This window comes from Niallia sp. CD-39 (assembly GCF_059874745.1).
Genome location: NZ_JCBCPS010000003.1, coordinates 216,662 through 229,335 on the forward strand (window position 1 = coordinate 216,662; position 12,674 = coordinate 229,335).

Consider the following 12,674-nt stretch of genomic DNA (forward strand, 5'->3'; position numbering starts at 1 on the left):
ATGGCACATTTTGGCCGAGTTTCAACAGCAATGGTTACACCATTTGATCGCAAAGGACATATTGACTTTGTAAAAACAACACAATTAATTAACCATTTAATCGAACATGGTACGGATTCATTAGTTGTTGCAGGAACAACGGGCGAATCTCCTACATTATCAAAAGAAGAAAAGCTTGCATTGTTTCAGCATGTGGTAAAGGTTGTAGATAAGCGCGTTCCCGTGATAGCTGGAACAGGCTCAAATGATACGTATGCTTCAATAGAATTAACGAAGAAGGCAGAGCAAATTGGTGTAGACGCAATTATGATTGTTGCGCCATATTATAACAAACCAAATCAAGAAGGATTGTACCTTCACTTCAAAGCAATTGCTGAAAGCACAAAGCTGCCTGTAATGGTGTATAATATTCCTGGACGCTCAGTAGTAAACATTCAACCTGAAACGATAATTCGTTTAGCTGAGATCCCTAATGTTGTCGCAGCAAAAGAAGCAAGTGGAGATTTAAGTGCGATGACTAAAATTATTGCAGGAACGGATAATAATTTTGATGTTTACAGTGGGGATGATGGACTAACACTTCCGGTCATGGCAATTGGAGGTACTGGTATTGTGTCTGTAGCATCACATATTATCGGTGATGAAATGCAAGAGATGATCGAGGCATACTTAAAAGGAGACCGTGAGAAGGCAGCAAAGCTTCACCAAGAGATTCTGCCGGTCATGGAAGGTCTGTTTAAAGCGCCAAGTCCAGTGCCTGTAAAAACTGCTTTACAATTAAAAGGATTAGATGTTGGAAGCATTCGTCTACCAATGGTGCCGCTAACTGAAAATGAACGCCTGGAGCTTTCAACCTTACTTGGACTTTCATAAATAGAAAAAATGACTTGGAATACATTTTCCAGTCATTTTTTTAATATGCAAAGCTTCATAATGAAAATTGATACACAACCAATGTTTCATTTCGAAAAGCTTTGCATAAATTTGGTTGTCATTGATTTCATTGTTCAAGTATAATATGGATAACTGATCTTGATCGGCTGAACGATACTTAGGAGGAAACATACATTGAACAGACAGAATGAAAATATCAAGTTAACCGCACTTGGGGGAGTAGGAGAACTTGGTAAAAACATGCATGTAGTAGAAGTGAACGGAGATCTTTTTATCATCGACGCGGGACTAATGTTCCCAGAAGATGAAATGCTGGGGATTGATATCGTAATCCCTGAAATCACCTATTTACTACAGAATAAAGAACGGATACAAGGCATCTTTTTAACTCATGGGCATGAGGATCATATCGGAGCACTTCCATATATTTTAAAGGATCTAAATGTACCGGTGTATGGTATGAAGCTTACTCTAGCTTTAGCTGAAGTGAGATTAAAGGAAGAAGGAATATTAAAGAAGACAAGCTTAGTAGAAGTTGATTCTGATACAAGATTAGAATTTGGCGATGTCACGCTCTCATTTTTCCGTACGAATCATAGCATACCTGATAGTGTGGGTATTTGTATACATACGACTGAAGGAAACATTGTTTTTACAGGAGACTTTAAGTTTGATCAAGCAGCAAGTAAACTATACAAGGCTGACATTGGTAAGATGGCAGCAATTGGTGAGGAAGGCGTCCTATGTCTGTTATCAGATAGTACAGAAGCTGAGAAGCCAGGATATACTCAATCAGAAGCATTGGTTTCCCAAGAGCTAAACAAAGTTTTCTATACTGCTAAAGGGCGAATTATAGCTGCTTCTTTTGCATCGGATTTAATTCGATTACAACATATTTTTGATGCTGCAAAAAATACGAAGAAGAAGATTGCTGTTGTTGGAAAAAGTTTGCAACAGGTATACCATATTGCCGTCCAATTAGGATATCTTGAAGTATATGAGGATCTTATCATTCAAATAAAAGAAATTGAAAACTTTGCTAATGACGAGGTGGTCATTTTAGCTACTGGCTCACAAGGTGAACCGATCGAAGCACTACAAAAAATGGCGAAAGGAACGCATCGTCAAGTGAATATACAACAAGGCGATACAGTTCTTCTGACTACTTCACCAATACGCGGTAGCGAAGTGTTTGTTGGAAAAACAGTTGATATGCTTTATAGGGCAGGAGCTACTGTGATTTCAGGCAAAGGGAAGTTTAATGTTTCAAGCCACGGTTCACAAGAAGAGTTAAAGTTTATGATCAATTTAATGAATCCGAGATTCTTTATGCCTATCCATGGTGAATACCGCATGCTTAAATCTCATGCGAAATTAGCCAAAAGCTGTGGTTTACCTGATGAAAGCATCCATATCCCCGACAAGGGTGAAACGATCGAGCTCGTTGAAGGTAGATTACGACCAGCTGGGAAAGTCCCTGCAGGTAATGTTCTAATTGATGGTAGTGGTGTCGGAGATGTCGGAAATATTGTATTACGAGATCGAAAGCTTTTATCACAAGACGGGGTCCTACTTGTCGTTGTAACATTGAGTAAAAAGGAGAGGAAGATCTCTGCAGGACCAGAAATCATTACGAGAGGTTTTGTTTACGTGCGCGAGTCAGAAGAACTTCTCGATCGCGCTGTGAATATCGTCAGAGACGTTGTTCAAAAAAACCTAGAAAAGGATTCATTTGATTGGTCATCAATTAAACAAGATATGCGTGAAAGCTTAAATCAATTTGTTTATGAACAAACAAAGCGTAGACCGATGATTTTACCAATCATCATGGAAGCTTAAAAATCAAACGATGCGGATATTCTTCTATCCTCATCGTTTTTTGTTTTGGGATTTGTAGAGCTGTTTTGAATGAAAAGCCATACACTGTTAATACTACCTATAGAGATTTTTTAAATAGGGGGATTACTTATGGAACATTTAGAAAGCAATGAGCAACCTCAAGAAATGCCGAAGGATGATAAACCGTCACCTCTCATGGAAAAGATTCAGCAACTTGGACAAACGAATGTTCCGCAGCTTTCTCAAGATTCGAAAATACATTGTTTAACTATTGTCGGGCAAGTTGAAGGGCATTTGCAACTTCCACCCCAAAATAAAACAACGAAATATGAGCATATGATTCCTCAAATAGTGGCGATTGAGCAGAATCCAAAGATTGAGGGACTACTCGTTATCTTAAACACAGTTGGTGGCGATGTTGAGGCAGGTTTGGCTATTTCTGAAATGCTAGCATCTCTTTCAAAGCCTACAGTTTCGATAGTTTTAGGTGGTGGACATTCTATTGGAGTACCAATTGCAGTTTCTTGTGATTATTCCTTTGTGGCAGAAACAGCAACGATGACAATCCACCCAATTCGTTTGACAGGGCTTGTAATCGGGGTACCACAAACATTCGAATACTTAGATAAGATGCAAGAAAGAGTAATAAACTTTGTTACAAAGCATTCACATATAAGTGAAGAGAAATTTAAAGATTTAATGTTTGCTAAAGGTAATTTAACTCGTGATATTGGAACAAATGTTGTTGGATCAGATGCGGTACAATATGGTTTAATTGACGCAGTTGGTGGTATTGGACAAGCAATGAAGAAACTAAATGAATTAATTGAGGTAAATAAGAATGACAAAGAAGGTTTAGTTCAATGATTATTTATACGATGATGCCTGAAGAGCTGGTTTTTCCATATGATAAGAGCTATGAAGAGACTCAGCAGGTTATTGTACATGAAGGAGTGCCATTATTAGTGGAGAGACAGTCGCGTCAAGAATGGACTGTCCAGCGCGTGATAAGTACCGATCCAGCACACTTCTTAGACAATCGTTTTCCACCAGGAACAAAAATTCCTCTAGCATGACTTACCAGATGTGGATTATGTTATAATAAACGGTAACGTAGTTTAGGCAGCCAATACGGCTGCTTTCTTCGTTCAAGTTGATCTATTTTTAAATTAATTAGGTGATAGTAATGGTGAAAAGGAAAAGAAGAAAAAAACGATCAAAAGAATCGATGAAAAAAACGTTAAAATATGAATTGATAGCCTTAACATTGATTACGCTCTCTGTCTTGTCTATGGCACGTTTAGGTGCAGTCGGGGAGGCAACAGTGTCTTTTTTCCGTTTCTTTATGGGAGAATGGCATATTCTTTGCTTGATTGGATTGTTTGCATTTGCAGTTTATTTGATGTGGAAGCGTGAAACACCGTATTTATTTTATCGACCAATGATTGGTCTTTATTTTATCGTTTCAGCATTGCTGTTATTTAGTCATATTACAATCTTTGAAAACCTCGTTGCCAAAGACGCAGTTAGTGATCCAAGTGTTGTATTGAATACATGGCAAATGTTTTGGATGGAAGCGAGAGGAGAGACAACGACTAATCAATTAGGTGGCGGAATGATTGGTGCGGTTCTCTTCGCTTTATTCTACTTTTTATTTGGAGAGCTTGGAACACCAATAGTTGCATTCGTGCTTGTCATTGTCGGAGTTGTTCTTATGACAGGTAAGACGTTTGGTGAAACAGCAGGTAAAATGTTAGCATCGATTGGAAAGTTTGTTAAAGGGCAATGGAAAGCTTTTCTTTCTGATATGAAACAATGGCTAATTGGCCAAAACGATCGTCGCAAAGAACGCAAAAATGAAAAAGAAAAAGAGAAGCTGCAAAATCAAGAACAAGACACGATCGTTCCAATACATAATCAACCTGAGGTTATTGAACCTGACGATCAAAGGGAACCGATTATTTCAAGCTTTACAGAAAGAGTTTATTTGGAAGATCGACAGGAATTTCCAGAGAAACAAAAAGTAAATGACTCAGAAAAAAATGTGGGAGAGGATGAGCCTGTACCGCCAATCACATTTACGGAAGTTGAGAATAAAGATTATAAACTCCCACCAATTAAGCTTCTTAAAGTACCTTTTCAGACGGATCAAAGCGGTGAGTATGAGCTGATCCATGCGAATGCAGCTAAGCTTGAAAGAACGTTCCAAAGCTTCGGGGTGAAAGCGAAGGTTACTCAAGTACACTTGGGGCCAGCTGTTACTAAATATGAAGTGCATCCAGATGTTGGAGTAAAGGTCTCAAAGATTGTAAGTTTGAGTGATGACCTTGCGCTTGCACTAGCGGCAAAAGATATTCGAATAGAAGCGCCAATTCCTGGGAAGTCAGCAATTGGAATCGAAGTCCCGAATACAGAAATTGCAATGGTTTCTTTAAGAGAGGTGCTTGAGGCAAAAGCGAATAATCGTCCGGACACAAAGTTGCTTATAGGATTAGGACGTGATATTACCGGTGAAGCGGTTTTAGCTGAGCTTAATAAAATGCCCCATCTTTTGGTTGCAGGTGCAACCGGGAGTGGAAAAAGTGTGTGTATAAATGGGATCATTACAAGTATTTTAATGCGAGCGAAGCCTCATGAAGTAAAATTAATGATGATTGACCCAAAAATGGTCGAGCTAAATGTATACAATGGAGTGCCCCATTTATTAGCACCTGTTGTAACCGACGCAAAGAAAGCATCACAAGCATTGAAAAAAGTTGTTAGTGAAATGGAAAGACGATATGAGCTTTTCTCACATACCGGAACTCGTAATATCGAAGGGTACAATGAATTTATAAAGCGACAAAACGCTGAAAGTGAAGCACAACAGCCCTTGCTCCCATATATTGTTGTAATTGTGGACGAGCTTGCTGACCTTATGATGGTTGCATCATCTGATGTTGAGGATGCGATCATGCGCCTAGCTCAAATGGCTCGTGCGGCAGGAATCCATTTAATTATTGCCACACAGCGTCCATCAGTCGATGTAATTACAGGAGTCATTAAGGCAAATATTCCTTCCAGAATTGCATTCTCTGTCTCCTCAATGACTGATTCACGAACTATTCTTGATATGGGTGGAGCAGAAAAGCTATTAGGACGTGGGGATATGTTATTCCTTCCTGTTGGAGCTTCTAAGCCTATACGTGTACAAGGTGCGTTTTTATCGGATGATGAGGTTGAGGAAATTGTGAACTTTGTCATTGGGCAACAAAAGGCACAATATCAGGAAGAGATGATTCCAGATGATATTCCAGAAATAACAGAAAAAGTCGAAGACGAATTATATGATGACGCGGTTGAGTTAGTTATTGAAATGCAAACAGCATCTGTATCAATGCTTCAGCGCCGTTTTAGAGTTGGCTATACACGAGCAGCTCGTCTCATTGACGAAATGGAGGCTCGTGGTGTAGTAGGCCCTTATGAAGGAAGTAAACCACGTGCTGTACTCGTTGGGAAAAATGCAACAGATGAACAAACATCATAATGAATTAAGCATAAATGCTGACCGATAATCGGTCAGCATTTTTTGAGGTATGGAGAGTAAGAAGGTTGAAATCGATAAGTTGGATACATTTATTCTTATGAAATAAATTATTAGAGTGAATCTACGGTTGCGGATACTAAGAGCTGAAGCACGAAAGACTCAGAAGGAGTGAAATCGATAATGTTTCACTCCTTCTTCAGTGAAGATTACTCCTTTAATTCAAAGAAAACTGCTTAAATGAAATGTGTTATACAATTAAAAACGTTTTCATTCGGAAAATTAACGCTTTAATTGGGTGAATGATATAGAAAACGCTTTCATTATAAATAAATTACATTATTTCACTTTATGCCCAATGGATGATTCAGATAATTATGTTAAAAATATCTTTTTTCGACATTTTATCTAAATCCTATTTCAAAATTGGGTAAAAAGTGTTATAGTATTTTCGATTAGTAGGAATGATTGAACATCAGAGGTCTGATCTCTTGAATAACGGGTTGGGGGAACACATAATGTCCATTAAGTCAGATAATCGGCACTTATATTTACAAGTCATCGATCACTTGAAGCAAGATATTGAAGCAGGAGTTTATAAAGAAAAAGAAAAACTTCCTTCAGAATTCGATCTTGCGAAATTGCTTGGTGTAAGCAGAGCTACTTTACGTGAGGCATTGAGAATTCTTGAAGAAGAGAATATCATCATTCGTCGGCACGGCGTAGGGACGTTTGTAAATGCAAAGCCGTTATTTACTTCTGGCATTGAGCAGTTGAATAGTGTGACTAGCATGATTCAACAAGCTGGAATGCAGCCCGGTACAATTTTCTTGAGTTCTTTTACGCAAGGACCAACTGAAGATGACAGCAGGCGGTTTTCATGTGATGTGGAAGAAGAATTTGCCGTGATCGAACGTGTAAGAACAGCAAATGGTGAGCCTGTTGTATACTGTGTTGATAAAGTTCCTGAAAGCTATTTGCCAGAAAGCTTTTCAAGAGATAAAGAATCGTTACTCGATTTGCTAAGTGAGACAGCGGGGAGAAAAATTACATATGCTGTTGCTCAAATTGAACCGATTGGTTATCACGAAAAAGTGTCACCAATCTTACAATGTGATCCTGAAACAGCGCTCCTCGTTTTAAAGCAAATGCATTTCGATGAGATGGATGAACCGATTCTTTACTCAGTAAATTACTTTCGTGCGGATAAGTTCAGCTTCCATGTATTGCGTAAAAGAGTATAGATATTTTTGATGTATGCATTCAATCATTTGTTAACGCTTAACCTACTAAGTGTTAGCAAACAAAAACTTTAGGGGGTTAATACCTTGAAAAAGCGCAAATTTGGTTTAGCATTATCTTTAATGCTAGCAGCTGGTACGTTTTTAAGTGCATGTGGATCAAATGATAATAACAGCACAGACAACGGTGGCGGAGATGAAGGCAGCAATGAATCTGCAGAATTCTCTGTTGCGATGGTAACTGATGTTGGTGGAATTGACGATAAATCATTCAACCAATCTGCTTGGGAAGGAATTCAAGCATTTGGAAAAGACAATGGTTTAGACCAAGGTGTAGGTGGATACCATTACTTACAATCTCAATCTGATGCAGATTATGCTACAAACTTGAACAACTTAACTCGTCAAAACTTTGACTTAGTATTTGGTGTAGGTTTCTTAATGGAAGAATCAATCCAAGAAATTGCACAACAACAACCAGATACAAACTATGCACTTATTGATGGAGTTGTTGAAGAGGATAACGTTGCAAGCGTTCTTTTCAAAGAGCAAGAAGCTGCATTTTTAGCAGGTGTAGCAGCAGCATTAGCTAGTGAGTCTAAGAAAATAGGTTTCCTTGGTGGAATGGAAATTCCAGTAATCGAGCGTTTTGAAGCAGGTTTCTTAGCAGGTGTAGCAGCTATCGATGATTCAATTGAAGTTGATGTACAATATGCTGGATCTTTTGAAGACGAAGCTGCTGGACAAGCAATTGCAAACGTAATGTACCAAAGAGGAATTGACGTAATCTTCCATGCATCAGGTGGTACTGGTGGCGGATTATTTAAAGAAGCAAAAGACCGTAAGGAAATGAATCCTGACCAAAACATCTGGGCAATTGGTGTTGACTCTGATCAAACAGATGAAGGTGTAATCGGAGAATATAATGTAGTGTTAACTTCTGCATTAAAGCGTGTTGACAATGCAGTAATCGATATTTCAACTAGAGCATTAAACGGCGACTTCCCTGGTGGCGAAACGATCGTTTATACATTGAATGATGAAGGTGTAGGCCTTGCACCAATCAACGATCAAGTTAGTAACAAAGCAGACATCGAAACAGCTGTAAATGAGTGGATTGAAAAGATCAAAGGCGGTTTAGAACCACCTGGAACTCTTGCAGAACTTGAAACTTTCTCAGCTGAGTAATATTACAAAGGAATAAGGGGGTGTGCTATTAACCCCTTATTCTTTTTTTAAAGACAAGGGTGTATTAAAGCTACTTGATGATTCGTTAATATTTGAAGAAATCTTAAACTCCTACTAAAGGTGCAAAGAAAAGCATTTGCTCTTTTAGTAGAAGTTTAAATTTAAAAGAAACTTCAGCTTGGTGAATACCGAGCTTTTATAAGAGTAGTAGAGGTCTGACCTCTTACTACCTATAAGAATGATCCCCTAATCGATGGATGGAGGAGTGTAGAGATGGATTATGTAATTGAAATGCTAAATATTCGTAAAGAATTCCCGGGCATTGTTGCAAATGATAATATTACGTTGCAGTTAAAAAAGGGTGAAATCCATGCGCTTTTAGGTGAAAACGGTGCTGGAAAATCTACTTTAATGAACGTTCTTTTTGGTCTTTACCAGCCAGAGCAAGGAGAGATTAAAGTTAATGGCCAAAAGGTTCATATTACTGACCCGAATGTTGCCAATGATCTGGGTATTGGAATGGTCCATCAGCACTTTATGTTAGTAGAGAAATTTACTGTGACTGAAAATATTATTCTAGGAAAAGAAACGACATCTAAAGGAAAGATTGATTTAAAAAAAGCGGAGCAAGATGTTCGTGAAATTTCTGAACGATATGGCTTGAAAGTCGATCCTCAGGCAAAGATAGCAGACATATCAGTTGGGATGCAACAAAGGGTAGAAATCTTAAAAACGTTATATCGTGGTGCTGAAATACTAATCTTTGATGAGCCGACGGCTGTATTAACTCCGCAAGAAATCAAAGAGTTAATCCAAATTATGCGCACATTGATCAAAGAGGGAAAATCGATTATTTTGATCACACATAAATTGAAAGAAATCATGGAAGTATGTGACCGCGTTACAGTCATTCGCAAGGGTGTTGGTATTGGGACGGTGAATGTTCCAGAAACGAATCCAAATGAACTTGCGAGCCTAATGGTTGGACGCGAAGTCCTCTTCAAAACAGAGAAAAAAGATGCAACACCTCAAGGAGAAGTACTTTCTGTTAAAGGTTTAAATGTAAAGGACTCTCGTGGTGTAACAGCTGTAAACGACTTAAATTTAGATGTTAGAGCTGGTGAGATTGTCGGAATTGCAGGGGTAGATGGCAATGGTCAATCGGAATTAATTGAAGCTATTACAGGTCTACGTAAAGTGGAAAGTGGATCTATCCAAATGAATGGTAAAAAAATTACTCACCTTTCTCCGAGAAAAGTTACAGAGTCAGGGGTAGGTCATATTCCTCAGGATCGACACAAACATGGACTTGTATTGGATTATCCAATGGCTGAAAATATGGTTCTGCAGACTTATTATCAAAAACCATTTGCTAAGTCAGGAATATTAAATTACAAAGAAATTTATGAGAAAGCTAGAAGCTTAATTAAAGAGTTTGATGTACGTACACCAAGTGAATTCACAAAGGCACGTGCACTTTCAGGTGGAAACCAGCAAAAGGCAATTATTGGGCGGGAAGTTGACCGTGATCCGGACCTTTTAATAGCAGCACAGCCTACTCGTGGATTGGATGTAGGAGCAATTGAATTTATTCATAGACGTTTAATTGAACAACGAGACAAAGGGAAAGCTGTTCTGCTCGTATCGTTTGAATTAGATGAAATTATGAATATAAGTGACAGAATTGCCGTGATCTATGAAGGACAAATCGTAGCGATCGTTAATCCTAAAGAAACTACAGAACAAGAATTAGGGCTACTTATGGCTGGTTCGACACATAAGGAAGGTGAAAAAGAACATGTCTAATCGATTAACCAATATACTAATACCGCTCATTGCTGTTGTCCTTGGGATGGTCGCAGGAACGATTATTATGCTTGTAACAGGATATAATCCAATAGCTGCATTCTCTGCCTTATGGGATGGAGCATTTGGAGATTCGTATTTCACTGGTGAAACCATTCGTCAGATTACCCCATATATTTTAGCAGGGCTATCTGTGGCATTTGCATTTCGTACAGGCCTCTTTAACATTGGTGTTGAGGGTCAGCTAATTGTTGGGTGGTTAGCTGCTGTATGGGTTGGTGTAGCTTTTGACGATTTACCGAAGCTTATTCACCTGCCGATGGCTGTTTTAGCGGCTGCACTTGCTGGAGCATTTTGGGCATTTATTCCTGGTATTTTAAAAGCGAAGTTTCGAGTGCACGAAGTAATTGTAACCATCATGATGAATTATATTGCATTGCATTTAACAAATTACTTGATCCGAACAGTTCTTTCTGATCGAAGCGATCGTACTGGTCGGATTGAAGAAACGGCTTCACTTCGCTCTCCATTTTTAGAGAGCATAACAGATTATTCAAGATTGCACTGGGGAATTCTCATTGCCATTATCTGTGTATTTATTATGTGGTTCCTATTGGAGAAAACGACACGTGGTTTTGAGTTGAAAGCGGTCGGATTCAATCAACATGCTTCTCAATATGCAGGTATGAATGTTAAGAAAAATATTGTCTTATCAATGGTGATTGCTGGTAGTTTCGCGGGATTAGCTGGTGCTATGGAAGGTCTTGGAACCTTCGGGTATGCAGCTGTCAAAGGTGGATTTACTGGAATAGGGTTTGATGGGATTGCCGTCGCCTTACTAGGTGCAAATGCACCAATCGGAATTGTATTGGCAGCGATTCTTTTTGGAAGCTTAAAAGTAGGGGCGTTAAATATGCCATTACATGCGGGTGTTCCAAATGAACTAGTTGATATCATTATTGCACTTATCGTATTCTTCGTTGCAGCAAGTTATATGATTCGTCTCTTTATTCAGCGCATTAGCAAGAAAGGGGTGAAGTAAGTGGGCTTCTTGGAAGTTTTATACTTAATTGTACCAGCCACTTTACTTTGGGCAGCTCCACTTATACTGACAGCTTTAGGTGGTACCTTCTCTGAACGATCAGGTGTCGTTAATATTGGATTAGAAGGATTAATGGTAATCGGCGCATTTACAGCAATCGTGTTTAACCTCTTCTTTGCAAGTACTTTTGGAAGTATGACCCCTTGGGTTGCCTTACTTGCAGCAATGGTTGTCGGTGCACTTTTCTCACTAATTCATGCTGTTGCAGCGATTACATTCCGGGCAGATCAAACGGTATCAGGTGTTGTAATTAACCTTTTATCTGTCGGTTTAGCAATGTTTTTAGTTAAATTAATTTTCGGTAAAGGCCAAACAGACAACATTCAATATAGCTTTAGAAAAGTTGATGTGCCATTTTTAAGTGACATTCCAATTATAGGACCAATGTTCTTCTCGAACACGTATTATACATCATTCTTTGCGATTGCTGTAGCGTTTGTTGCATGGTATGTGATTTTCAAAACGCCATTTGGACTTCGTTTAAGGGCTGTCGGAGAGCATCCTATGGCTGCTGACACGATGGGAATAAATGTAACGAAAATGCGCTATATAGCTGTTATCATTTCTGGAGCTCTTGGTGGAATTGGTGGCGGAATTTACGCACAAGCGATTTCTTCCTTCTTTGGACATTCAACGATCAGCGGCTCAGGTTTTATGGCTTTAGCAGCAATGATTTTTGGTAAATGGCATCCACTTGGAGCTATGGGAGCAGCGTTATTCTTTGGATTTGCTCAATGTCTAAGTATAATCGGTTCGGGATTGCCTTTCTTACAAAATATTCCGAATGTGTATTTGCACATTGCACCATATGCGTTAACAATCATCGCATTGACAGGCTTTATCGGACGAGCAGATGCTCCAAAAGCATCCGGTGTACCATACATTAAAGGAAGCCGTTAATTTTTGAAAGACCTTAGACAAACCGTCTAAGGTCTTTTTTAATCGACAAGAGTCCATAGTATAGTTGTGGAATGGTCAAAGAGTTATTTTATAGGTTATTAATCTATGTATTGTTGAATTCTATTCAGACAGTAACAACTGAAAATATCAAAGGTAGTTGAATTGCTTTTACATATTGTTT

At 38.7% G+C, this 12,674-nt stretch carries 10 protein-coding genes; all 10 read left to right on the forward strand.

The genetic code is table 11. The features are described from left to right. The 10 genes from dapA (at position 1) to AC6F34_RS09490 (ending at position 12,493) form a co-directional block, all read left to right on the forward strand. Complete coding sequence (dapA, locus tag AC6F34_RS09445) at positions 1-873, forward strand: 4-hydroxy-tetrahydrodipicolinate synthase (RefSeq protein WP_500771394.1); 873 nt, start codon at positions 1-3, stop codon at positions 871-873. Between the two features lie 195 nt (positions 874-1,068). After that, complete coding sequence (locus tag AC6F34_RS09450) at positions 1,069-2,733, forward strand: ribonuclease J (RefSeq protein ID WP_500771396.1); 1,665 nt, start codon at positions 1,069-1,071, stop codon at positions 2,731-2,733. Between the two features lie 165 nt (positions 2,734-2,898). After that, positions 2,899-3,600: a ClpP family protease gene (locus AC6F34_RS09455; RefSeq protein WP_500771742.1), complete on the forward strand. Its 702-nt coding sequence runs from the start codon at positions 2,899-2,901 to the stop codon at positions 3,598-3,600. Then, positions 3,597-3,809, forward strand: a complete 213-nt coding sequence (locus AC6F34_RS09460; RefSeq protein WP_500771398.1) for a YlzJ-like family protein — start codon at positions 3,597-3,599, stop codon at positions 3,807-3,809. The genes AC6F34_RS09455 and AC6F34_RS09460 overlap by 4 nt, the downstream gene beginning before the upstream one ends. A gap of 110 nt (positions 3,810-3,919) precedes the next feature. Continuing rightward, complete coding sequence (locus tag AC6F34_RS09465) at positions 3,920-6,259, forward strand: DNA translocase FtsK (RefSeq protein ID WP_500771400.1); 2,340 nt, start codon at positions 3,920-3,922, stop codon at positions 6,257-6,259. 515 nt (positions 6,260-6,774) lie between these two features. Beyond that, positions 6,775-7,500, forward strand: a complete 726-nt coding sequence (locus tag AC6F34_RS09470; protein ID WP_500771402.1) for a GntR family transcriptional regulator — start codon at positions 6,775-6,777, stop codon at positions 7,498-7,500. Between the two features lie 84 nt (positions 7,501-7,584). Continuing rightward, complete coding sequence (locus tag AC6F34_RS09475; protein WP_500771404.1) at positions 7,585-8,685, forward strand: BMP family lipoprotein; 1,101 nt, start codon at positions 7,585-7,587, stop codon at positions 8,683-8,685. A 273-nt stretch (positions 8,686-8,958) separates the two neighbouring features. Then, the gene (locus AC6F34_RS09480) at positions 8,959-10,491 is read left to right on the forward strand and encodes an ABC transporter ATP-binding protein (RefSeq protein WP_500771406.1); all 1,533 of its coding nucleotides are present in this window, start codon (positions 8,959-8,961) and stop codon (positions 10,489-10,491) included. Continuing rightward, the gene (locus AC6F34_RS09485; RefSeq protein WP_500771408.1) at positions 10,484-11,533 is read left to right on the forward strand and encodes an ABC transporter permease; all 1,050 of its coding nucleotides are present in this window, start codon (positions 10,484-10,486) and stop codon (positions 11,531-11,533) included. Before AC6F34_RS09480 ends, AC6F34_RS09485 begins: the two co-directional genes overlap by 8 nt. After that, the gene (locus tag AC6F34_RS09490) at positions 11,534-12,493 is read left to right on the forward strand and encodes an ABC transporter permease (RefSeq protein ID WP_500771410.1); all 960 of its coding nucleotides are present in this window, start codon (positions 11,534-11,536) and stop codon (positions 12,491-12,493) included. It begins immediately after the preceding gene. Positions 12,494-12,674: the final 181 nt, after the last annotated feature.

Bases quoted from the DNA above. Each gene is read 5' to 3' on its own strand.
- dapA (WP_500771394.1), top strand. From the start codon at position 1: ATGGCACATTTTGGCCGAGTTTCAACAGCAATGGTTACACCATTTGAT.
- AC6F34_RS09455 (WP_500771742.1), top strand. From the start codon at position 2,899: ATGCCGAAGGATGATAAACCGTCACCTCTCATGGAAAAGATTCAGCAA.
- AC6F34_RS09460 (WP_500771398.1), top strand. From the start codon at position 3,597: ATGATTATTTATACGATGATGCCTGAAGAGCTGGTTTTTCCATATGAT.
- AC6F34_RS09465 (WP_500771400.1), top strand. From the start codon at position 3,920: ATGGTGAAAAGGAAAAGAAGAAAAAAACGATCAAAAGAATCGATGAAA.
- AC6F34_RS09470 (WP_500771402.1), top strand. From the start codon at position 6,775: ATGTCCATTAAGTCAGATAATCGGCACTTATATTTACAAGTCATCGAT.
- AC6F34_RS09480 (WP_500771406.1), top strand. From the start codon at position 8,959: ATGGATTATGTAATTGAAATGCTAAATATTCGTAAAGAATTCCCGGGC.
- AC6F34_RS09485 (WP_500771408.1), top strand. From the start codon at position 10,484: ATGTCTAATCGATTAACCAATATACTAATACCGCTCATTGCTGTTGTC.